This is a genomic window from Faecalibacterium sp. i25-0019-C1 (assembly GCF_042854225.1).
In the GTDB taxonomy this organism is placed as follows: domain Bacteria; phylum Bacillota; class Clostridia; order Oscillospirales; family Ruminococcaceae; genus Faecalibacterium; species Faecalibacterium taiwanense.
Map to the genome: position 1 here is coordinate 1153564 of NZ_AP031428.1, position 21531 is coordinate 1175094.

20 protein-coding genes are annotated in these 21531 nt (G+C 59.9%); 16 read left to right on the forward strand and 4 right to left on the reverse strand.

The window, feature by feature from the left end; genetic code table 11:
• Positions 1 to 188: 188 nt before the first annotated feature.
• The gene (locus tag ACGHUK_RS05665; protein ID WP_390575425.1) at positions 189 to 881 is read left to right on the forward strand and encodes an alpha/beta hydrolase; all 693 of its coding nucleotides are present in this window, start codon (positions 189 to 191) and stop codon (positions 879 to 881) included.
• A gap of 377 nt (positions 882 to 1258) precedes the next feature.
• Here the strand turns inward: ACGHUK_RS05665 and ACGHUK_RS05670 are convergent, their stop codons facing one another.
• Positions 1259 to 2986 carry a carbon starvation protein A gene (locus ACGHUK_RS05670; RefSeq protein ID WP_097774869.1) on the reverse strand — a complete coding sequence of 576 codons (1728 nt, stop codon included), beginning with the start codon at positions 2984 to 2986 and terminating at the stop codon, positions 1259 to 1261.
• Positions 2987 to 3682: 696 nt separating this feature from the next.
• On the opposite strand from ACGHUK_RS05670, the gene ACGHUK_RS05675 reads away from it, so the two are divergent.
• The 12 genes from ACGHUK_RS05675 (at position 3683) to hslO (ending at position 15767) form a co-directional block, all read left to right on the forward strand.
• Positions 3683 to 4000, forward strand: coding sequence for a YerC/YecD family TrpR-related protein (locus ACGHUK_RS05675; RefSeq protein WP_005940332.1), 318 nt, complete (start codon positions 3683 to 3685; stop codon positions 3998 to 4000).
• Positions 4001 to 4074: 74 nt separating this feature from the next.
• Positions 4075 to 4398, forward strand: a complete 324-nt coding sequence (locus tag ACGHUK_RS05680) for a hypothetical protein (protein ID WP_005940334.1) — start codon at positions 4075 to 4077, stop codon at positions 4396 to 4398.
• Between the two features lie 152 nt (positions 4399 to 4550).
• Positions 4551 to 5204, forward strand: a complete 654-nt coding sequence (locus tag ACGHUK_RS05685) for an HAD-IA family hydrolase (RefSeq protein ID WP_242961859.1) — start codon at positions 4551 to 4553, stop codon at positions 5202 to 5204.
• 42 nt (positions 5205 to 5246) lie between these two features.
• Positions 5247 to 7124, forward strand: coding sequence for an SGNH/GDSL hydrolase family protein (locus tag ACGHUK_RS05690; RefSeq protein ID WP_390575427.1), 1878 nt, complete (start codon positions 5247 to 5249; stop codon positions 7122 to 7124).
• Between the two features lie 55 nt (positions 7125 to 7179).
• Positions 7180 to 7401 carry a hypothetical protein gene (locus tag ACGHUK_RS05695; RefSeq protein ID WP_390575430.1) on the forward strand — a complete coding sequence of 74 codons (222 nt, stop codon included), beginning with the start codon at positions 7180 to 7182 and terminating at the stop codon, positions 7399 to 7401.
• Between the two features lie 95 nt (positions 7402 to 7496).
• The gene (locus tag ACGHUK_RS05700; RefSeq protein WP_044953456.1) at positions 7497 to 8237 is read left to right on the forward strand and encodes a YjjG family noncanonical pyrimidine nucleotidase; all 741 of its coding nucleotides are present in this window, start codon (positions 7497 to 7499) and stop codon (positions 8235 to 8237) included.
• A gap of 35 nt (positions 8238 to 8272) precedes the next feature.
• Positions 8273 to 10168 carry an ABC-F family ATP-binding cassette domain-containing protein gene (locus ACGHUK_RS05705; protein ID WP_005940348.1) on the forward strand — a complete coding sequence of 632 codons (1896 nt, stop codon included), beginning with the start codon at positions 8273 to 8275 and terminating at the stop codon, positions 10166 to 10168.
• A gap of 13 nt (positions 10169 to 10181) precedes the next feature.
• Positions 10182 to 10727 carry a Gx transporter family protein gene (locus ACGHUK_RS05710; protein WP_097781894.1) on the forward strand — a complete coding sequence of 182 codons (546 nt, stop codon included), beginning with the start codon at positions 10182 to 10184 and terminating at the stop codon, positions 10725 to 10727.
• A gap of 141 nt (positions 10728 to 10868) precedes the next feature.
• Positions 10869 to 13328 carry an endopeptidase La gene (lon, locus tag ACGHUK_RS05715; protein WP_390575433.1) on the forward strand — a complete coding sequence of 820 codons (2460 nt, stop codon included), beginning with the start codon at positions 10869 to 10871 and terminating at the stop codon, positions 13326 to 13328.
• Positions 13329 to 13498: 170 nt separating this feature from the next.
• Positions 13499 to 14098, forward strand: coding sequence for a ribosome biogenesis GTP-binding protein YihA/YsxC (gene yihA / locus ACGHUK_RS05720; protein WP_005940358.1), 600 nt, complete (start codon positions 13499 to 13501; stop codon positions 14096 to 14098).
• A gap of 3 nt (positions 14099 to 14101) precedes the next feature.
• Entirely contained in the window at positions 14102 to 14851 is a 750-nt protein-coding gene (locus tag ACGHUK_RS05725; RefSeq protein ID WP_390575435.1) for a class I SAM-dependent DNA methyltransferase, read from the forward strand.
• 4 nt (positions 14852 to 14855) lie between these two features.
• Positions 14856 to 15767, forward strand: coding sequence for an Hsp33 family molecular chaperone HslO (gene hslO / locus ACGHUK_RS05730; protein ID WP_097777920.1), 912 nt, complete (start codon positions 14856 to 14858; stop codon positions 15765 to 15767).
• Between the two features lie 404 nt (positions 15768 to 16171).
• Here the strand turns inward: hslO and ACGHUK_RS05735 are convergent, their stop codons facing one another.
• Positions 16172 to 17314, reverse strand: coding sequence for a sporulation protein YqfD (locus tag ACGHUK_RS05735; RefSeq protein WP_390575438.1), 1143 nt, complete (start codon positions 17312 to 17314; stop codon positions 16172 to 16174).
• Positions 17315 to 17323: 9 nt separating this feature from the next.
• The gene (locus ACGHUK_RS05740) at positions 17324 to 17611 is read right to left on the reverse strand and encodes a YabP/YqfC family sporulation protein (RefSeq protein ID WP_242961860.1); all 288 of its coding nucleotides are present in this window, start codon (positions 17609 to 17611) and stop codon (positions 17324 to 17326) included.
• Positions 17612 to 17683: 72 nt separating this feature from the next.
• On the opposite strand from ACGHUK_RS05740, the gene ACGHUK_RS05745 reads away from it, so the two are divergent.
• Positions 17684 to 18736 carry a hypothetical protein gene (locus ACGHUK_RS05745; protein WP_390575441.1) on the forward strand — a complete coding sequence of 351 codons (1053 nt, stop codon included), beginning with the start codon at positions 17684 to 17686 and terminating at the stop codon, positions 18734 to 18736.
• Positions 18737 to 18863: 127 nt separating this feature from the next.
• Here ACGHUK_RS05745 and ACGHUK_RS05750 read toward each other — a convergent pair whose 3' ends face one another.
• The gene (locus ACGHUK_RS05750; RefSeq protein WP_390575444.1) at positions 18864 to 20231 is read right to left on the reverse strand and encodes an AAA family ATPase; all 1368 of its coding nucleotides are present in this window, start codon (positions 20229 to 20231) and stop codon (positions 18864 to 18866) included.
• 691 nt (positions 20232 to 20922) lie between these two features.
• Here ACGHUK_RS05750 and ACGHUK_RS05755 point away from each other — a divergent pair.
• On the forward strand, positions 20923 to 21189 hold the full coding sequence (locus tag ACGHUK_RS05755; protein ID WP_097774882.1) for an AbrB/MazE/SpoVT family DNA-binding domain-containing protein: 267 nt from the start codon (positions 20923 to 20925) through the stop codon (positions 21187 to 21189).
• Complete coding sequence (locus tag ACGHUK_RS05760; RefSeq protein ID WP_097774883.1) at positions 21186 to 21452, forward strand: type II toxin-antitoxin system mRNA interferase toxin, RelE/StbE family; 267 nt, start codon at positions 21186 to 21188, stop codon at positions 21450 to 21452. The genes ACGHUK_RS05755 and ACGHUK_RS05760 overlap by 4 nt, the downstream gene beginning before the upstream one ends.
• Positions 21453 to 21531: the final 79 nt, after the last annotated feature.

A 21531-nucleotide genomic window follows, 5' to 3' on the forward strand; every position in this document is an offset into this window, starting at 1 on the left:
TAACTTCCAAAGTTGAATTGGGAGCTGCAGTACCCGTAACAGGGCGCTGCGGCTCCTTTTTGTTTGTGTTTGGCGGGCGGATGTGCTATCATAGAGAAAACGGAAAGAAGGGAGGACGAAAAGCAATGCGCAGTGTAAACAAAACGTCTCTCCGAATGGAGAGCATGATCGGATAAGGAGAATCCCTTATGAAAAAACAAACCATGACTCTTGTGGGCATCCCTGCCATCCTGTACGGCAGCCGGAGCCGGAATGTTTACCTCTATCTCCATGGTAAGAACGGCTGCAAGGAAGAGGCCGAACGTTTTGCCGCTACAGCCTGTGAAGCGGGCTGGCAGGTGCTGGCTATCGACCTGCCCGAGCATGGCGCACGGAAAAACAGCCATGAGCGGCTTCTGCCGTGGGTGGCTGTGCCGGAGATAGAAGCCGTATACGCCCGCATGAAGCCGGTGTGGGCGCATATCCGGCTGTATGGCGTGAGCATCGGCGCGTGGCTTGCAATGCAGGCGCTGCAGGGAGACGCGCCGGAACAGAGCCTGCTGGTCTCTCCGGTGGTGGATATGGAAGCTCTCATCACGAATATGATGCAATGTGCCCATGTGACCGAGGAACAGCTGCACCGGGCAGGGGAGATCCCCACGGATCTTGGGGAGACCCTCTCATGGCCGTATCTGTGCTGGGTGCGGGAACATCCGCTGCACTGGCATGGCCGCACGCAGGTGCTGTATGGTGACAGGGATGCCCTGACCAGCCGCACCATGATCGAGCGCTTCCGTCAGGAAAGCGGGGCGCATCTGACGATCATGGAAGGCGGGGAACACTGGTTCCATACCCCGGTGCAGATGGCGGTCCTTCAAACGTGGGAAGAAACGAACGTTTGATTTTTGATTTAGAATAGCCGCCGCGTGCGCTTTGGCTATTTTTAGCGGAAGTATTATTTTTATATTTGCAAACCAGCAAAGCCTGCGGGCTTTGCTGGTTTGCTTTTTCACGGGAAAGGTCGTGACCGTACACTGCATTTTTTGTGGTGACTATGCATTTTATCTTTGGGACTCTTTCTGTGAAAAACTGGTTTGGAAACGACCGCAGTCGTTTCCAAACCACAATATCAAATAAATTTTCCTCTGCTTATGGCCAGAGCGCACGCGGAGGCCATTTCAAATCATAGAAGCTTACAGCAACAAAAACTGCCGCTGACGGTTTTTACGCCGTCAGCGGCAGTTTGCATTTACAGATTCAGTTCAGCAGGATCTGAAACTCAGACCTTTGCTTCGCTGTTGTGCTCAGCATTCTTATAGGCCTTGAAGGAGTGGAACACGATGTTCAGGCCCAGAACGATCAGCAGCACGGCCAGGATCAGCTGCAGGCCGTTTGCAATGAACACAGCACCCCAAGTGGTCTCGCCAGCGGGGATGGTGACAGCAGCGGCATTGCTGATGGCCTTGACCATGGCGATCAGGCGCTGCACCAGAGCGGTGAAGGTGACGCACAGCATGATGATCAGCGGAGGGAAGATCATCTTGTTGCTGCGGCCGGTGACCTTCAGGAACACGCACAGGGTGGCCAGAACCAGAGCGCTCAGCAGCTGGTTTGCAGAACCGAACAGGGGCCAGATGTTGGCGTAGCCGATCTTGGTCAGCAGGAAGCCGAAAGCCAGAGTCAGGAAGGTGGAGAAGTACACGTTGCACAGCAGCTTGCGCCAGCCCTCAGCATGCTCCATGTCGTCCACGCTGAACAGCTCCTGGAAGCTCATGCGGCCGATACGGGCCACAGCATCCAGACTGGTCAGGGCCAGTGCGGAAACGCACATGGTCATAAACACAGAGGCAAAGTGCTGGTCCAGGCCGAAGCCCACGAAGAAGCTGGCAACGCCGCGGCTGAAGACCTGGAACGGAGTGCCGTCTGCGGGGGTGCCGTCTGCAGCAGCAGAAGCACCGGCAACACACAGGGCGATGACAGCCAGCAGGCTTTCCAGCACCATGGCACCATAGCCGACCTTCAGCATATCCTTCTCATTGGTAACGGTCTTGGAGGAGGTGCCGGAAGACACCAGACTGTGGAAACCGGAAACAGCGCCGCAGGCAACGGTAACGAACAGGATGGGGAACATGGTGCCCAGCTTGGCGTTGGTAAAGCCGGTGAACACCGGCAGGTTCATGACGGGATGATTGACGATCAGGCCCAGAACAGCGCCCACGATCATGGCCACGAACATAAAGGTGGTCATGTGGTCACGGGGCTGCTTCAGCAGCCACATGGGCAGGACAGCGGCAAAGAAGATGTACACAAAGGTGATGTAGCTCCATGCAGCCTTGCCCAGAATGATGGGGAAGTTTGCACCCACCACAAAGGACAGCACGATGAATACGATGCTGATCACATTTTCTTTCCAGCCGGTGAAGTGCAGGTTCTTCTGCAGCAGGCCAAAGACCACGGCGAACACCATGAACATGATGGAGACCATGCCGGCAGCACCGTTGGTCTGGGCAGCCTCCACCAGAGCACCGTCAGCACCGTAGGCATTGAAGGTGCCGGCCACCATGTCGGCAAAGGCGGCAATGACGATGCCGCAGAACAGCCAGCAGAACAGCAGGAACAGCTTGCGGCCGGTCTTGCCGATGTACTTTTCGATCAGCATGCCCATGCTCTTGCCGTCGTTCTTAACGGAAGCATACAGAGCGCCGAAGTCGGTGACGGCACCGAAGAAGATGCCGCCCAGCAGCACCCACAGCAGCACCGGCAGCCAGCCGAAAGCAGCAGCCTGGATCGCACCGGTAACAGGGCCTGCACCGGCAATGGAGCTGAACTGGTGTGCAAACACGGTCCAGCCGTCGGTGGGAACGTAGTCCCGGCCGTCCTCATGGACAACTGCCGGGGTCTTGGCAGAGGGGTCGATGCCCCACTTGTTTGCCAGCCAGCGGCCGTAAAGCATATAAGCGCCAAACAGACACACGGCTGCGATCAATACGATGACCAGCGTATTCATTGTTTTTACCTCTTTCCTTTCTTGGCATCCGGCAAATGTCAGCGGCATGGGGGCGGAAGGGTGTAAAAAAGGCCCCGTCTTCCTGCGTTCGTTCCGTTTGGGACGAACCATCGAAGACGAAGGCCTTCACATACACTGCACATCGTGTATGGAATACTCCGCGATACCACTTCGTTTGCTGCACAGGGCAGCCACTCCCAGCGTACATACATACGCAGCCCCGTAACGTGGGCAAAACGGCCATGCATTACTGGAAGGCGGGGTCAGCGCCTTTGTTCACACAGGCTGCTCGCAGGGGAGAACGCTTTGCTCCTGACTGCTGCCCTTGCATCAGATGGGCGGCTCTCTGGGAGAGGGTGCTGCAAAGAATCATGTCCTGTTCATCGCATTTGCCGAATGATTGTCCGTATTTTAGTGCGGAATTCACAAATTGTCAATATCATTGGAACAAGTTCGGAGGATACACTAATTCAGGAAAGTGTTCTGCAATAATTTTTAGGTGATTTTTGTTCATGCGTGAAACGAAGAAAACTATACACCCACACGAATGAAAAGAGTTCACGCCAAGGGCTTGACTTTCACACTTTGATGTGCTAAAGTGATGATGCAAGAAAGAACCTGAACATTTCCGAAACATTTAAAAGAGGGAACGCTTCCAAAACCGGACAGTCCGCTGCGGCGGCAAGGAGAACATTCATGTCAGATAAAAATTCCAGAAGAAACCAGACCACCGATGCACTGTTTGATGCCATCCTCAGTCTGGAAACGCGGGAGGAGTGCTACAACTTCTTTGAAGACCTGTGCACTGTAAAGGAGATCTCGGATATGGCGCAGCGGCTGGAAGCGGCAAAGATGCTGCTGGACGGCAGAACCTACGATCAGATCGTGAAGGCGGTGGAGATCAGCACGGCCACCATCAGCCGCATCAACCGCTGCATCCAGTACGGCTCCGGCGGCTACCGCGAGACCATTGAAAAGGTGCGCGGCACCCAGAACCCTAAAAAGCAGGAGTAACACCGGCGTACCCGGCAGACATAGAATGGGGCGTACACCGCCCCTGACCGGACGAACGAAAGGAAGGTTTTATCATGTCTGCTGAGAACTGTATCGATACCACCCGCTGCCCCTGCCCCTGCCTGCCCAAGGTGACGCTGGAGCAGGCGGTCGTTGACCTTGTGGAGAGCATCGCTCTGCAGGAAAATGCCCTGAGCCACATCCTGTGCGCCGAGAGCCGGAAGATGGACGCCGCCATGAAACTGGACGGTCTGGACCTGTGCAAGCTGCTGGAAGTGAACGATTCGGCCACCAACATGGTGCACGCCGTGGCAAACCTGGAGCTGGTGCTCAAGGATAAGCTGGAGTTCGTCTCCAACAACCTGTACTATCCGCCTGCGGATGCCGCAGCGAAGTAAGAAGATGCTGAAAGGCCTGTCCGGATGCCGGGCGGGCCTTTTCTCTGCTTGAATGCATAATTTTTGTAAAAACCATTTGTTGGAATTGCTGATAACGGGATTCTGTGCTATACTATACAATGTATCACCATGAAAGTGAGGAAATTTACAAATTGCTGAACTACGATGCGATCCTGTTTGATGTGGACGGGACCCTGATCGATTCCGCTCCCGGTATCATAAATACATTAAAAGAAGTCTTTGCCAGGATGGGCGTGGACACCACAAATGTGAACCTGCGCCGCTACCTTGGCCCACCGCTGCGCAAGAGCTTTGGTGAGCACTTTACCGACCCGGCCCTCATTGAAAAGGCCACCGACCTGTACCGCGACAGCTACGCCGTCAAGGGCAGCCACGAGTGCGCCGCCTACCCCGGTGCAGCAGAGATGCTGCAGCGCCTGAAGGACGCGGGCCTTGTGCTGTGCACCGCTACCTCCAAGCCCACGCAGGTCGTCACGCCCATTCTGGAAGAAAAGGGCCTTGCAGATTATTTTGATTTTATCGGCGGCGCGTCCATGGACGAGAGCCGCGACACCAAGACCGACGTGGTGCGCCATGTGCTGGCCCAGCCCATGATGCAGGGCAGGCGGGTGCTGATGGTGGGCGACCGCAACGACGATATGCGCGGCGCGGCGGACTGCGGGCTGGATGCCGCCGGTGCGCTGTACGGCTACGGCAGCAGGGAAGAGCTGGAACCCTTCCACCCGGTGCTGCTGGCCGAAAGCTGCGCCAACCTTGCAGACCAGATCCTGAACGGACAGGCATGACCGGAAGGCCCTGTGCCGGAAACGAAATGAATGGTGAGAGATATGAGAAATACACGACCGGAAAAGCAATCGCTTACTCCTATGCAGAAGCAGGCTGTGCTGGTGTGCAGTGTGTGCGCACTGGCAGCCATTCTGACCATTGCCATTACCATGACGCTGCTCAAGCGCGGCAAGACCCCTGCATCCCCGGTGGAACAGCCCTCCAGCGAGGTGCTGGTGCCGGGCGAAGAGGATATCTCGGATCACTACCAGATCAGCGAGACCTCTGCCGCCCTGCTGCCGGAGACCGCCGACGCGGGCGAGAGCTACCAGAAGGAAACGCTGTTCCTCGGCGATTCCAACACGGTGCGCCTGTACGCCAACGGCCTGATCAGCCTGCAGCAGTTCTGCGCCAAGGAGGGCATTGGCACCCATGCCGCCCTGAACGAGGGCATCGTTACCTTTAAAAAGGACAGCAACACCTACACCATCGCGCAGGCCGTGGCCAAAATGAAGCCCCGCCGCGTGGTCATCATGCTGGGCACCAACGATACCGGCATGAGCGTGGACGAGTTCATCAAGAACTACACCGCGCTGGTGCAGGCCATTCAGGAAAGCTACCCCTACACCGACATCATCGTGAACACGGTGCCGCCGGTGCCTGCAAACCACGCAAACTACCCCCACATGGACCAGACCAAGATCGACGACTTCAACATGGCCCTGCTGTCCATGTGTGAGCAGATGGGCCTGAAGTTCCTCAACAGCGCCGAAGCGCTGAAGGATGCCAACGGCTATGGCCGCGAGGATTACTACCAGACCGGCGATATCCACCTGAAGCCCGTGGGCCTGAAGGCCATGCTGAGCTATCTGCGCACCCACGCTTACCAGACCGACGACCGCCGCCCGGACACCGCCAACATCCCCACCCGCGCCGAGTATACCCCCAACCCCAGCTCTGCGGTGACAGCACCCAGCAGCTCGGAGGCTGCAGGCTCTTCCGAAGAGCAGGGTGTGCTGTATCAGGCCAGCTACCGGGTGGACAAGACCGGCGGCACCCTTTCCAGCGGCAGCGACAGCGGCAAGACATCCCTCTCCTATGAAGTGACCAACGCCGCCCAGTCCATCAGCGTGACGGCTGTGCCGCAGGACGGCTATGTGTTCGTCAAGTGGAGCGACGGCGTGACCCAGAAGACCCGCACCGATACGAACTTCAAGCAGAACGTGGACGTGACCGCCGTGTTTGCAGCGGCTTCCGTGCATATCAGCAGCACCGGCAAGGCCGTGCTGGGCGATTCCTACACCTTTACCGCAAAGCTGGGCGGCAAGCACCTCACTGCCGACAGCATCCGCTGGTACGCCAACGGTGCGGAAGTGCCGCAGGCGGCGGGCAAGACCACCGTCAAGGTGGAGATCGACCCCTCCATGCTCAATGCGACCTTTAAGGTGTACGCAGTGGCAAGCTACAACGGCTGCACCGTTACCAGCAACGTCCTGAATGTGACGGTCAGCGGCGTAAGCTCCGGCAGCTCGTCTCACAGCTCCGGCAGCTCTGGCAGCACGTCGGGCAGCAGTTCTTCCGGCAGCACCAGTTCTTCCGGTGCATCGTCCGGCACCACCTCCGGGGCATCCTCCGGGGCTACATCCACCTCCGGCAGCTCGTCTCACAGCTCTTCCGACAGCTCGTCTCACAGCTCTTCCAGCAGTGAGAGCACGGCTTCCCCGGCAGGCTCGGCTTCTGCTTCCAACGGAACAGCCAGCTCTTCCCACAGCACCAGCTCGTCCCACGCGGACTCTGGTGAGAGCAGCTCGGCCTCCCATAGCAGCTCCAGCAGCGAGAGCAGCTCTGCAAGCTCTGGCAGCTCCCATGCGGCTTCGGAATCCAACGCCAGCAAGGAAGCCGCCAACGAGCAGTCCGCATCCACGGACTCCGCGTCCTGAGGCTGTCACCCCGGCCTGCTGTGCCGCATAGGCTGGCAGGAAGGGAGGCGTTTGCATGTACTACGAGGAACCCCGCATCCCGGCGCTGCCCGGGGAAGAGAACGTGACCGACGGCAGCGTGGACGATTACGGCACCGACTGGGAGAACGTGGACAACGGCGCGCTGGAAGAGGAAATGGCAAAGTGTGCTGCCACCCCCTGTGATGTCAAAACCACCTGCCCGGACAACAACCCGGAGCAGACGGACGTACCATCGTACGAAATTGTAACAGAATGATGTGAAGCCAGCTCTGTTTACGGCAGGGCTGGCTTCTGCCTGTTGTTGAGCGCATGGCAGCTGAGGCCATGGCAGAAGGAAAAGAGGGAAGGTTTATGGCAAAATATTATTGCGTGCTGTTCGATGCAGACAACACCCTGCTGAACTTTGACGCAGCCGAAAGCAAGGCACTGGCCGAAACGCTGGTGAACTACGGCATTGAGCCGGACGCAGAAACGGTGCAGACCTACCGCACCATCAACTCGGAGCTGTGGCGGCAGCTGGAAAAAGGCCAGATCAAGCGGGAAAAGCTCATGGCGGAGCGGTTCACCCGCTTCCTCAAGGCCATTGATGCCGCCGGTGATGGAGCCGAGATGAACCGCTTCTATCTGGAACAGCTCTCCACCCACCCGGACCTGATGGGGCCGGAAGTGCTGGACGTGCTGCGGGAGCTTTCCGAGGTGGCAACGCTGGCCGTTGTGACCAACGGCTTCCAGAAGGTGCAGATCCGCCGTCTGGCCGAGAGCGGTGTGCTGAACTTTATGGAGGACGTGTTCGTCTCCGAGAAGATGGACAGCGAAAAGCCGAACCGCAGAATTTTTGATGCGGCCCTGCGCGCCCTTGGCGTGGAGAACCGCGAGCATGTGCTGGTGGTGGGCGACGGCCTGAGCAGCGACATTCAGGGCGGCGTGAATGCGGGCCTTGACACCTGCTGGTATAACCCCAGCCACGCCGAGAACCCCGGCAAGGTGGTGCCCACCTACGAGATCGCAGACCTGAAAGAGCTGTACCCGCTGGTGATGGAGCAGGAAGAGCTGGCCAATGTGGGCCTGAAGAACCGCCGCCACCAGTGCTGAGCCAATAAGCGGATGGAGAACGGGATCATAAAACTATGCTGATACATTTGGAAAAACTAGGCAAGAGCTTTGGCGAAAAGATCGTGCTGCACGATGTGACCGCCAGTGTCGAGCGGGAGGACCGCATCGGCATCGTGGGCCAGAACGGCGCGGGCAAGACCACCCTGCTCAAGATTTTGACCGGCGAGTACCAGGACTACGAAGGTGAGTTCAGCGTGACCCACGGCGTGACGCTGGGCTATCTGGAACAGAACGCAAAGCTGGATGCCACGCTGGATCTCTACGGCGAGATGCGCTCCACCTTTGCCCCTGTGCTGGATGCCATGGCCCAGATGCAGGTGCTGGAACGCAAAATGGCCGCGCAGCCGGACGACACGGAGCTGCTGGCCCGGCACGACCAGCTGCAGAACATCGTGGATGCCGCCGACGGCTACAACATGGATGTGAACATCAAAAAGGTGCTGTCTGGCATGGGCTTTGCGCAGGATACATGGCAGAAGAACATTGCGGTGCTCTCCGGCGGCGAGCTGACGAGGCTGCGGCTGGCAAAGCTGCTGCTGGAAAAGCCGGACGTGCTCATTCTGGACGAGCCCACCAACCACCTGGACTTTGCCACCATGGAATGGCTGGAAAACTACCTCAAAAGCTATTCCGGTGCGGTGCTGGTGGTCAGCCACGACCGCTACTTCCTCGATAACGTGTGTACGAAGATCTGGGAGGTCTCCTTCCAGACCATGACCACCTACAAGGGCAACTTCTCGGCCTACCTGCCCCAGAAGGAAGCCGCCGATGCCCTGCGCCAGAAGCAGCACGATGCAGATGTGGCACTGGCCGAAAAGCTGCAGGACTATGTGGACCGCAACCTTGTGCGCGCTTCCACCACCAAAATGGCCCAGAGCCGCCGCAAGCAGCTGGAAAAGCTGGAGATCACCGAAGCGCCAAAGGACGAGACCAACCAGCTCAAGTTCCGGTTTGAATATGACGTAGAACCGTGGAATGAGCTGGTGCTGCTCAAGAACCTGACCATCAAAATAGGGGAGCGCACCCTGCTGGAACCCTTTACCTACACGGTGTGCCGCGGCCAGCGGCTGGTGATCGCAGGCCCCAACGGCGCGGGCAAGTCCACCCTGATGCAGGTGCTGGACGGCAAGCGCCGCCCCTCCGGCGGCATGGTGCGGCTGGGCACCGGCGCACGGCCCAGCATCTTTGCCCAGCAGCAGAACCGTCTGGGGCAGGGCCGGGTCATCGATGTGATCTGGAACAAGTACCCCCGCATGACCGAGCTGGAGGTGCGCAGCCATCTGGCAAAGCTGGGCTTCCGGGGCGAGACGGTGTTCAAGCCCTGCGAGGCGCTTTCCGGTGGCGAGCTGGCACGCCTGCGCTTTGCGGAGATCGTGCTGGAACGGCCCAACCTGCTGTTTCTGGACGAGCCCACCAACCATCTGGACATCTACACCCGCGAAAACCTTACCGAGGCCCTCATGGCCTACACCGGCACGCTGCTGCTGGTCACCCATGACCGCCACCTGATGAACAGTCTGGCCTGCCCCATCCTCTACCTTGAGGACGGCAAGGCTACCCTCTACCCCAGCTACGACGCCCTGATGGGCCGCAACGCCCCGGCCCCTGCCGTGCAGAAGGCCGCCGAACCGGCCAAGACCGGCTACGGCAGGGAGCAGCGCCGCCGCCGCGCCGAGCTGCGGGCCAAGATCAAGGCCTGCGAGGACGAGATGGAAGCCTGCGGTGCACGCGAAGTGGAGCTGGACAACGAGATCAACTCGCCGGAGGTGTACAACGACCCCGACCTGCTGCGCCAGAAGAGCGACGAGCTGAGCGACCTGCGCTTCCATCAGGAAGAGCTGTTTGCCGCGTGGGAAGCTGCCATGGAAGAGCAGGAAAGCTACGAGCAGAGCCAGCAGACCGAAGAGTAAAGGAGGGTGCAGCATGCCCCAAAACAGACGCAGTTACGAAAAAACGCGCCGCATCGCCCTTTCCGGCCTGCTGTTTGCGCTGGCCATGGCACTTTCGTTCATTGAGGGCACGCTCACCATCCCGGGCCTTTTGCCGGGCATGAAGCTGGGCCTTGCCAACATCGTGGTGATGTACGCGCTGTTTTTCATGGGGCCGAGGCAGGCGCTGGTGCTGGACGTGCTCAAGGCACTGTTCGTGTTTCTGGTGTCCGGCTTCACGGCGGGCTTTCTCTCGCTGTGCGGCGGCCTTTTGTCCCTGCTGGTGATGTGGGTGCTCTACTACCTGCTGCCGGTGCGGCCCACCTGGTTCATCCTTTCCGTATGCGGCGCACTGGCCCACAACATCGGCCAGCTGCTGGGCGCGGGCGTGATCATCTCGTCCTCGCTGTCCTTCTACTATGCGCCGGTCATGCTGGTGCTGGGCCTTGTGATGGGCGCACTGACCTCCATCACCCTCAAGGCCCTGCTGCCGGCTCTTGGCAAAATGGGCTTCTCCACGCAGGAAAAGCGGGGAGAATAACCAACCGTCCATGCATCACAGTTGCATTTTGGCCGGAAATCAGTATAATAAGGAAACAACCTGCTATTTTAAAGATAAAATCTCTTGCATACAGCGCTGCCGCCGTGGGAAAGTGCGCGGCAGCCGGGAGGTGTTTGCACTATGAGTGAAAAAGTTACCATCAAGGTGGAGCGCAAAAAGCTGCATCTGCCCACCATCGCCCTGCGGGGGCTGGTGGTGTTCCCCAACAATCTCGTCCACTTTGAGGTGGGCCGCGAAAAGAGCATTGCCGCCGTGGAGTGGGCAATGGCAAATAATTCCAACGTGTTTCTGGTGGCACAGAAGTCCATGGACACCACCGAGCCGCAGCAGGCAGACCTGTTCAGCTACGGCGTGGTGGCCGAGGTCAAGCAGGTGCTGCGCGTCTCCGGGGACCTTGTAAAGGTCCTGGTGGAGGGCAAGTACCGTGCAAAGCTCAGTGCACTGGATGCCAGCGGCGATTTTCTGCTTTCGGAGGTGCGCCCGGCCCCGGTGCGCGCAGGCAAGGCCGACGATGCCGTGGAGACCGAAGCACTGCTGCGCGCCCTCAAGGCCGGGTTTGACGAGTACCTTGGCATGAACCCGCGCCTTGGCAAGGACGTGGTGTTTGCCATCGTTTCCAGCGACGACCCCGCCTTCCTCAGCGAGTACATGCCTGCAAACCTGCTGTTCCGCTACGAGGACAAGCAGGCCGTGATGGACGAGGGCACCCTGAACGGACGGCTGAAAAAGCTCATCGAGATGCTGCGCCGTGAGTGTCAGGTGATGAAAATTGAAAAGGAGATCGCGGAAAAGGTCAACGAGTCCATGGACAAGAACCAGCGCGATTACTACCTGCACGAACAGCTGCACATCATCAGCGACGAGCTGGGCGAGGGCGACGACACCCACGCCGAGGCCGACGAGTACCGCCGCAGGATCACCGGGCTGCACCTTGCCGAGGACAGCGAGAAGAAGCTGCTCAAGGAAGTGGACCGCCTTGCCAAGATGCAGGGCTCCAATCAGGAGGCAACGGTCATCCGCACCTATCTGGACACCTGCCTTGACCTGCCGTGGAACACCTTTACGGTGGACGACCTTGATATCAGCCGCGCACAGCAGATTTTGGACCGCGACCACTACGGCCTGAAAAAGGTGAAGGACCGCATTCTGGAAACGCTGGCCGTGCGCAAGCTGGCACCGGACGTGAAGGCACAGATCATCTGCCTTGTAGGCCCTCCGGGCGTGGGCAAGACCAGTATTGCACGCTCCATCGCCGAAAGTCTGGGCCGCAAGTATGTGCGCATCAGCCTTGGCGGCGTGCGGGATGAAGCCGAGATCCGCGGCCACCGCCGCACCTATATCGGCGCGATGCCCGGCAAGATCATCACTGCCATGATCTCTGCCAAGAGCGCGAACCCCCTCATGCTGCTGGACGAGATCGACAAGCTGGCAGGCGACTTCCGCGGCGACCCGGCCGCAGCCCTGCTGGAAGCGCTGGACCCGGAGCAGAACAGCACCTTCAACGATCATTTCATCGATATCCCGTTCGATTTGAGCCATGTGCTCTTTATCACCACCGCCAACGATCTGGGCAGCATCCCCGGCCCCCTGCGTGACCGCATGGACGTGATCGAGCTGCCCAGCTACACCCGCGTGGAAAAATACAACATTGCCCGCAAGCACCTGCTGCCCAAGCAGCTCAAGGCCTGCGGCCTGACCGGCAAGGTCACGCTGAGCCAGAGCACGCTGTACGGCATCATTGACGGCTACACCCGTGAGGCCGGTGTGCGCAATCTGGAACGCACCATCACCAGCGTGCTGCGCAAGTGCGCCCGCAAGATCGCCGCAGGCGAGGTGGAAAGCGTCTCCGTTACCGGCACCATGCTGGAACAGCTGCTTGGCCCCCGCTTCGTCAAGCCCGACTTCCTCAACCGCACCAACGCGGTGGGCATCGCCAACGGTCTGGCATGGACCAGCGTGGGCGGCGAGACCCTTCCCATTGAGGTGCAGGTGATGGACAACGGCAGCGGCAAGATCACCGTCACCGGTTCGCTGGGCGACGTGATGAAGGAGAGCGCTCAGCTGGCCGTTACGTGGGTGCGCGTGCACGCCGCCGAGTACGGCATCGACCCGGAAAAGCTCAAGAAGTGCGACCTGCACATCCACGCCCCGGAGGGCGCAGTGCCCAAGGACGGCCCTTCTGCCGGTGTCACCCTGACCACGGCGCTGGTGTCCTGCCTGTCCGGCATCCCGGTGCGCGGTGATGTGGCCATGACCGGCGAGATCACCCTGCACGGCAACGTGCTGCCCATCGGCGGCCTGCGGGAAAAGAGCATGGCGGCCTACCGCGAGGGCATGAAAACGGTGCTCATCCCCAAGGACAACGAACCCGACCTGTATGAGGTGGACGACGAGGTGAAGAAGAACCTCACCTTCCTGCCCATGCAGAGCCTGACGCAGGTGCTGAACGCGGCCCTGCTCAAGCCCCAGAACGCAAAGAAGGCCAAGGCTCCCAGCCGCACCCATGCAAAGAAAAAGGCGGCAGACGCCGCCATTGTGCCGCCCACCGCAGAAAAGCCCCAGCCCGGCGCGGTGTGCTGAGAATAATAGAAACCCTCTCAGTCACGGCTTGCGCCGTGCCAGCTCCCCCGAAGGGGGGAGCTTAAGGGATGTTTTCCACCAGATGAAAGAGCTCCCCCTTCGGGGGAGCTGGCGAGGAACGAAGTGACGAGACTGAGAGGGTTTGACGTACCACAAGAAAGGAAAGCTCCATGAATTACAACAAAGCTGATTTCATTGCCAGCTACGGCATTTCCAGCCAGCTGCCCGAGAGCGACCGCCCGGAGCTGAGCTTTTCGGGGCGGTCCAACGTGGGCAAATCCAGCCTCATCAATAAGCTGTGCAGCCGCAAAAACCTTGCCCGTGTGTCCAGTACGCCGGGCAAAACGGCCACCATCAATTTCTATTCGGTGGACGACTGCTACTTTGTGGACCTGCCCGGCTACGGCTACGCCAAGGTGAGCAACGCCGACCGTGAGCGCTGGGACGACCTCATCAACAGCTACTTTGAAGCACCCCGCCACCACACCCTGCTGGTGCAGCTGCTGGACTGCCGCCACGCCCCCAGCGCCGACGATGAGCAGATGCTGCGCTACCTGCACTATCACCAGATCCCCTACGTGGTGGCCCTGACCAAGGCCGACAAGCTCAAAAAGAGCCAGCTGGCCAAGACGCTGGAAGACTTTGAGAACCTCTGCCGCCCCTATGGCTGCCAGAAGGTGGTGCTGACCAGCGGCGAGAACGGCTACGGCATCCCGGAGCTGCAGGCGGTGCTCAATGCCGCTGTGGCCGGGGAACAGGAAGCGGAGTAAACCATGGCCTACAACGAATTTGCCTATTTCTACGATGAATTCAACGGCGAGGCCGATTACGATGCCCTGTATGCCCACATCCATGCAAAGCTCAAGGAGCACGGCATCCACGACGGCATCCTTGCCGACCTTGGCTGCGGCACCGGTGAGCTGACGTTGATGCTCACGCAGGCGGGCTATGATATGATCGGCATTGACCAGTCCGAGGAGATGCTCTGCGTTGTGCGCGATAAGGCCGAACAGCTGGGTCTTTCCGGCAGGCTGCTGCTGCTCCGGCAGGACCTGCTCAAGCTCGATCTGTACGGCACCATCCGGGGCGCGGTGTCCACCTTTGACACCTTCAACCACATCCCGGACCTCGACACCGCCATTGCCAACGCGGGCTTTTTCATGGAGAAGGGCGGGGTGTTCCTGTTCGATATGAACACGCCCTACAAGCACCGGAACGTGCTGGGCGACAATGCGTTCACCTTTGAGGAAGAGGATGCCGCCTGTGTGTGGCGCAACCACTACGATGCCGTGAACCGCCGTGTGGAGATCACCGTGGACATCGACTACCACGAGACCGGCGAGCACTTCCACGAGCAGTTCTGCGAGTACACCTATGACCTTGACACCATCCGCACCGCGCTGGAAAAGCACGGCTTTGCGCTGGAAAGCGTCTGCGACGGCGAGACCTTCGGCCCGCTGACCGAGGACAGCCAGCGCTATTTCTTCTGCGCAGTCAAGCAGTATACACAATTGGAGGGATAACTTTATGGCAAATCTGATCCGCGGCCTGTCGGAGAACGGCGGGGTCGTGTTCTGCGGCGTGGATTCCACCCAGATCGTCCGCAAGGCCGAAAAGCTGCACACCACCAGCGCCACCTGCAGCGCGGCACTGGGCCGTCTGCTCACCGGCGCGGCCCTGATGGGCTCCATGCTCAAGGACGACCGTGACCAGATCACCCTGCGTGTGTCCGGCGGCGGCCCCGCCGGCGTGGTCATTGCCTGCACCGACGGCACCGGCAACGTGAAGGGCTGCATCGATCACCCCTTGGTGGAGCTGCCCGCAAAGCCGAACGGCCACCTGGATGTGGGCGGCGCTGTGGGCAAAGACGGTGTGCTCACCGTCATCCGGGATAACCGCCTGCAGAAGGAGCCTACCGTGGGGCAGGTGCCGCTGGTCTCCGGCGAGATCGCCGAGGACCTGACCGCCTACTACGCCTACAGCGAGCAGGTGCCCACCGTCATGGCGCTGGGCGTGCTGGTGGACAAAGACCTGTCCATCCTGTGCGCAGGCGGCTTTATGGTGCAGCTGCTGCCCGGTGCCACCGATGCGGAGATCGATCAGCTGGAAAAGAACATCGCGGCCATGCCGTCCGTCACCACCCTGCTGCACGAGGGCAAGACCCCCGAGGACATGATGCAGCTGGCGCTGGCGGGCTTTGACCCCAACGTGCTGGACGAGCGCGATGTGCACTACCAGTGCGACTGCAGCGCCGAGCGCACCAAGGAGATGCTGTTCAGCCTTGGCCGCAAGGAGCTGGTGAGGATGCGCGACGAGGACCCCGCCTGCGAGGTGGTGTGCCACTTCTGCCACAGCAAGTACCAGTACGACCTCAACGACCTGCTTGCCGAGTACGACGCGCAGGCGGCGGAACGTGCCGCTGCAGAGCAAGGGACTTGACAAGCCGCTAAAAAACAACTATACTACAAATAGAAAAGGCGCTGTCCGCAATGGTCAGCTCCTTCCGGTTAGATCAATAAGAATGACCGCCACGGTTTGAGAGTCTGGGGCGGTCATTTCTTATTGTTATGGATCTCTTTGAAGATTGCCCATGCGATCTGAAATGTAATTCCAACTGTACCGCCAATAATGACGAACAGCTGCAGAACCTCTTCCAACTTCATGATGCATCCCCCCTTCCGCGTTTGCGAACGGGGGAACAAACAATAAGCTTTTACGTCCCCCGGACGCTTGCCGGAGGGAAGCATGACCACCTGCGCTTGCAGATAGCACCTTAACGCCACCCTTTTGGGGTGGCATTTTTAGTTTAGCATACTTTTTGACGAATTACAATGGGAATCCTTTCACCCGCAGATGTCCGCTGCCACGGTGTAGGTAACGGTATAGTCCAGCACATTGCCGTTCACGGTGCAGTCCTCTTTGCGGGCGATGCGCTCCGCATCCGGCCATGCGGCGTACAGCGCCTGCAGGCTCTGCAGCCGGGCCAGCGCGGCGGCCTGCGCTTCGGTGCGGTGCAGCGTTTCCGGCTGCTGCACATAGCGGCAGGTCTCCTCCACAGAGCAGGGCAGGGCAAGGCCCAGCAGCGGCACCTCCGGCTGAAAGTGCCGGAGGATCACCGCCGCATGTTCCGGCGCAGGCGCGGCGGGCAGAGAGAAGGTGTGCCCGAACACTGTCACCCGGTATGTGCGGGTGCACGCGCCGGTGTACTGCTGCACCGTCTCTTCCAGGGGCACGGTGCGGGTGTCGCTCCACTCAAACTGCGCAACCACCGTTCCGGCGGCGGGCGCAAAGATCAGGGTGCCGTCCCGCTCGGCGCGGGCTGTGCCGATCAGGCCCTGCCCGGCTTCCACCTGCTGGCCCGGCTGCACCAGCATGGTGCCGCTGGTAAGGTTCGTGCGCAGAACAGTGCCGCTGCATTTTGCCCGGATGCCGTGCAGTGTTCCGGCGGCAATGTCCGGCTTGGGCCTGGCCGCGGCGGCTTCCACCACCAGTCGCCCTTTGGCAAAATTCAGGCTGGCCCAGGAGAACTCGCCGCTGTGCAAAAGGGCGTACTCCCCGGCGGTGAGCTTTGCCTCGGTCACAGCCGCACCGGGCTGCAGGCCCGCTTCCCGCAGGACGGCGCAGGCCCGCGCAGCCTGTCCGGTGGTGAGGGAAGAGGTGTCCGCATACCAGACGAACTGCTGTGCAAAGAGCAGCAGCGGCACAAACACCGCCAGCCCCGCCCAAAGCCCGGCCCGGCGCAGCAAGGGGCGCAGACGGAAATACAGCCCCAGCTTCCGGCGGATGCGCAGCCGCACCCGGTGCTTGCGGGCCAGCGCGGCAAGGCGCGGGTACTGCCACGCGGCGCACCGCCCGCCAAACCCTCCCGGCAGGGCCGTTACCCCGTAGGGATGCAGCCCGGCCCGGGCGGCAGCGGTAAGCAGGGCTTCGGTGCTGCCATTGCATGCGGTGAACTCCACCGCGGCCCAAAGGCTTACCGGTTCCATGGGCACCTCCTAGTCATCCGCAAAGTCCGTGCGCACGAACCGCCCCCGCAGGGTCAGGCGGCTGGCGGTAAGGGTGACGATCTTCAGCCCGTCGCCGTAGATGGTCAACCGGCCATGGGGCATCTGCAGGCACAGCCGGTCGGGGCTGTAGGCCAGAATGCGGCAAAAGTGCTCCACCTCCATGCGGCCCCCGCTCAGGTAGACGGCAGGGGCGTGGTAAAAGCCCTGCGGCGGCTGACGGAACAGCAGGGCCAGCCAGCTTTGCAGCAAAAGCCGCTTTTTGCGCTTGGCACACATCCCATTCCCTCCCATCCCGCAGTTCTGCCCGCGGCGCGCTGCTACATATATATGGATGCGGAGGGCTGAGTTATGAATCGAAGCTGGAATTTCCGGCGGGGCGTGCTGCTGGCGCTGGCAGGGTACACGGCGTTTCTGGTGTTTGCCGCGCCGCAGCGCTGTGCCGATGCCCTGCAGGCGGGGCTGCGGCTGTGCGGCGGGCCGCTGCTGGTATCGCTGTTTCCGTTCCTCATCGTATCGGCGCTGGCGGCAGGCTGCGGGGCCGGGCAGTGGCTGGGCTTTGTGTTCCGGCCTGCGGCGCGGCTCATGGGCATCCGGGCAAAGGGTGCGGGCGGCGTGCTGCTCATTGGGGCCTTGGGGGGCTTTGCACCGGCGGCGGTGGCTGCGTCCGAAGCCGTGCGCACCGGTCAGCTCACCTCCCGGCAGGCCTCGGCGCTGCTGCCCGCCTGTGTGTGCAGCGGGCCGTCCTTTGTCATCCTCACGGTAGGGCAGCAGATGCTGGGCAGCCGCGCGGTGGGGGTGCGGCTGTTTGCGGCCCAGCTGCTGGCGGGATACCTCACGGCGGCGCTGCTGTGCAGGATGCAGGGCGGGGCCGGGCAGGCTCCACCCGCGCAGGGGGAAACCATTCCGCTGCCCGCACTGGACGCGGTGATCGCGCAGGCGGCAGTGACCTACCTGAAGCTCTGCGGCTTTGTGCTGTACTTCCGGCTGCTGGCGGCAGGGTGCGGGGCATTGCTGCCACAGCCGTGGGCGGCGCTGCCCGCCATGCTGCTGGAAGTGTGTTCCGGCTGCGATCAGGCCGCCCGCACCGGGCTGTGGGCCAGCACGCTGTGCTGTGCGGCGCTCAGTGTGCAGGGGGTGTCGGTGCTTTTGCAGGTGCGCACCATCTGCCCGGCCGAGATCTCGCTGCGGCCTTTGCTGGCAGCGCGGGCGGTGCATCTGCCGCTTTCGGTGGCGCTGTTCTGGCTGGGCAGCACCGTGCCGGTGCAGGCCGTGCAGACCTTTACCACCCTGACCGAACGGGTGGTGGTGCTGCGCCGTGTCCCGCTGGACTGCGCCCTGCTGGCCTTTGCCGTGTGCTGCATCACGGTGGAGGTGTTATCTGATACAGTGGCAGATTATTGACGCTGATGCGATGAAAAATGCACTGTGTCAAGCTGATACAGTGCCCCTTGATTGATACAGTGCGTCAGTGTATCAGGGCAGGCCAGTGTATCAACCTGATACACTGGCAAAAAGAAACATAAGTAAGTTATATATTTCTCACTGTATCATGTGTTTCTCCACGGTAGGCCAGCCGGGTAAACCACCCTCGCGCGCCGTCCTTTTGGCACAGCTGATATTTTGCAATGTCGCCATCCCGTACAAGCTCAGCATACGAGCGTTTGTAAGTGGCTTCACTGCACTTGATCTCCTGAAGTACAGCACTTTTGAGTTGAGAATTTGCCATCGACCCAAGGCGGCTCTCGGACAGAACGTTCAGGATGGCGCTGCGGGTGTCCTGCCGGGTCTCCGCCGTGCGCACCCGCCGCTCCTCAATGAAGTCGGCATCCTTCTTGTCGGTGTAGCCGTCAAACACGGCCCGCGCAGTCTTTACGCCCTCCACCTCCACATCGTCGATGTGCAGCAGCACCGTCTGCTGGGGGCGGGCGTAGCTGTTTTTCTCGTGGCTGAGATAAATTTTGCCGTCGTTCTTGGCGCGGCCCATCATCAGCACGCTGCGGGCCATGTCCCAGATATCCGAGCTGTCGGCCAGACGTGCGCGGCCGGAAACGCCCTGCTTTTTGTTGGAGTGCATCACGATGAGCACCGCGCAGCCCTGCTTTGCGGCAATGGCGTGCAGCGGCAGCAGGGCACTGCGCATCTGGTTGCGGCTTGCCATCTCCACATCGGAGGGCAGAAAGCTCTGCAGCGGGTCCACGATGAGCAGCAGCGGCCCGGCCTTGGCGGCAAAATCCGCCAGTGCCTGATCCTTGAGGGTAAGGGGCTGGCCGGTCTTGCCAAAGTAGTCGTCGGCGGTCAGCACCAGCACCCGGTTCATGTCGGCCCCGGCCGCCAGCAGACGGGCCTTGAGCACCTTGCCGGGGTCGTCCTCGCCCGCAAGCAGCAGCACCTTGCCGGTCTGCTGCGGCGGCAGCGGAAAAAAGCCGGAGGTCTTGCCCGCCGTCACATAGGCAATGAGCTGTGCCTGCCAGATGCCCTTGCCGGTGCCGCCGTCGGCACCCAGCAGCGACACTTCGCCCAGCGGCAGCAGCTGCGGCACCAGCCACGCAACGCTCTGCATGGGCACATCGGCCAGCAGGCCGGGCTGCGCCGCGCTGCCCTCCAGCGCAAGCTTGCGCTGCTTTGCGTCCGCGTTCACGGCTGCCATAAAGGCTGCGGGGTCGGCCTGCCACGCCTGCTTGCAGGTGTTGAGCCATTGATCGATCTTGTAATTGACGGCGGGCAGCTGCATGTTGCAGGCTGCGCCGCGCACGTCGTCCAGCAGGTCTTCCCGTGCAGCCGGGTCGGTCTGGTGGAACATTACCGCAAAGGTCAGGCGGCTGAACAGCTGCTGCTCGGTCCTGCAGGCATCCAGCATGTTCAGAAAGTCTGTGCGGTCCTGAATGGATACTCCCAAAATACATTTCTCCTTTCGCTGTGGTTTATAACTGGAAGCAAAACCAAATGTTGTTGCAATAAGTATAACTCTGAAAAAACAACGTGTCAACAAATAGTTTTTGCGCAAAAAGCCACAGCTTCCGGGGTGAAAATGCACAGGAAAATGGGGAAAGAAAAAGAGAAGGCGGGCACCTTCTCTTGACAAAACGGCAAAAAATAACTATACTACAAATAGAAAAGGTGCTGTCCGCAATGGTCAGCTCCTTCCGGTTGGATCAATAAGAATGACCGCTTACCGTTTGGAGACAGGGGCGGTCATTTCTTATTGTTATGGATCTCTTTGAAGATTGCCCATGCGATCTGAAATGTAATCCCAACTGTGCCGCCAACAATGACGAACAGCTGCAGAACATCGTTCAACACCATGATGCATCCCCCCTTCCGCGTTTGCGAACGGGGGAACAAACAATAAGCTTTTACGTCCCCCGGACGCTTGCCGGAGGGAAGCATGACCACCTGCGCTTGCAGATAGCACCTTAACGCCACCCTTTGGGGTGGCATTTTTAGTTTAACATACTTTTTGACGTAATACAATAAGAACCCACAGAAACGACGCTTTGTAAAATTTTATGGTGCATGGTTGCTTTTTGAAAAAAGCAGAGTATAATAAAAGTGAGAAAGTAAGAAAATCGCACAAAGGAGGATGAAGGATGCTGACGGAATTGAGGACAAAATCCCAGATCACCATTCCAAAGGATATTGTAATGAAGATGGGCCTGCGTGAGGGCGACAAGCTGGAGATCGTGGAGAAGGATGGCGTGATCGAGCTGATGCCGGTAGCCGTTTACCCCAAAAAGTATCTGGACGAGCTGCGCAGCGAGATCAACGAAGCAAAGGCCAAAATTGCGGCAGGGGAGCAGCCGGTGTTCGACACTGTGGACGCACTGTTTGAAGCGCTGGACGGTGCGGACGAATGAATTACAAGATCACCTACACCAAACGATTCATAAAGAACCTGAAGCGTTTGAACGCAGCGGAGCGGGCGCAGCTGAAAAAGAAGCTGGAAATTCTGGAAATGGACCCGCTGTATCCGTCGCTGCGCACAAAGCGTATTCAAGGCACGGTAGACTTGTTCGAGTTCAGCGTAAACATGGACGTGCGGGTCATCTGGCAGTACGACGGTGATACGATCATTCTGCTGTTGGACATCGGACACCATGATATTCTGAATCAATTTTAAAAGCCTGTAAACACGATAAAAAGGCCGCTGCACGGTTCACATGCAGCGGCCTTTCCATTTGATGGGGAGTATTCAGCGG

Bases quoted from the DNA above. Each gene is read 5' to 3' on its own strand.
- ACGHUK_RS05675 (WP_005940332.1), top strand. From the start codon at position 3,683: ATGTCAGATAAAAATTCCAGAAGAAACCAGACCACCGATGCACTGTTT.
- ACGHUK_RS05725 (WP_390575435.1), top strand. From the start codon at position 14,102: ATGGCCTACAACGAATTTGCCTATTTCTACGATGAATTCAACGGCGAG.
- ACGHUK_RS05680 (WP_005940334.1), top strand. From the start codon at position 4,075: ATGTCTGCTGAGAACTGTATCGATACCACCCGCTGCCCCTGCCCCTGC.
- ACGHUK_RS05745 (WP_390575441.1), top strand. From the start codon at position 17,684: ATGAATCGAAGCTGGAATTTCCGGCGGGGCGTGCTGCTGGCGCTGGCA.
- ACGHUK_RS05735 (WP_390575438.1), bottom strand. From the start codon at position 17,314: ATGGAACCGGTAAGCCTTTGGGCCGCGGTGGAGTTCACCGCATGCAAT.
- ACGHUK_RS05700 (WP_044953456.1), top strand. From the start codon at position 7,497: ATGGCAAAATATTATTGCGTGCTGTTCGATGCAGACAACACCCTGCTG.
- ACGHUK_RS05760 (WP_097774883.1), top strand. From the start codon at position 21,186: ATGAATTACAAGATCACCTACACCAAACGATTCATAAAGAACCTGAAG.
- hslO (WP_097777920.1), top strand. From the start codon at position 14,856: ATGGCAAATCTGATCCGCGGCCTGTCGGAGAACGGCGGGGTCGTGTTC.
- ACGHUK_RS05670 (WP_097774869.1), bottom strand. From the start codon at position 2,986: ATGAATACGCTGGTCATCGTATTGATCGCAGCCGTGTGTCTGTTTGGC.
- ACGHUK_RS05690 (WP_390575427.1), top strand. From the start codon at position 5,247: ATGAGAAATACACGACCGGAAAAGCAATCGCTTACTCCTATGCAGAAG.
- yihA (WP_005940358.1), top strand. From the start codon at position 13,499: ATGAATTACAACAAAGCTGATTTCATTGCCAGCTACGGCATTTCCAGC.
- ACGHUK_RS05710 (WP_097781894.1), top strand. From the start codon at position 10,182: ATGCCCCAAAACAGACGCAGTTACGAAAAAACGCGCCGCATCGCCCTT.
- ACGHUK_RS05755 (WP_097774882.1), top strand. From the start codon at position 20,923: ATGCTGACGGAATTGAGGACAAAATCCCAGATCACCATTCCAAAGGAT.
- ACGHUK_RS05665 (WP_390575425.1), top strand. From the start codon at position 189: ATGAAAAAACAAACCATGACTCTTGTGGGCATCCCTGCCATCCTGTAC.
- ACGHUK_RS05705 (WP_005940348.1), top strand. From the start codon at position 8,273: ATGCTGATACATTTGGAAAAACTAGGCAAGAGCTTTGGCGAAAAGATC.
- ACGHUK_RS05740 (WP_242961860.1), bottom strand. From the start codon at position 17,611: ATGTGTGCCAAGCGCAAAAAGCGGCTTTTGCTGCAAAGCTGGCTGGCC.
- ACGHUK_RS05695 (WP_390575430.1), top strand. From the start codon at position 7,180: ATGTACTACGAGGAACCCCGCATCCCGGCGCTGCCCGGGGAAGAGAAC.
- lon (WP_390575433.1), top strand. From the start codon at position 10,869: ATGAGTGAAAAAGTTACCATCAAGGTGGAGCGCAAAAAGCTGCATCTG.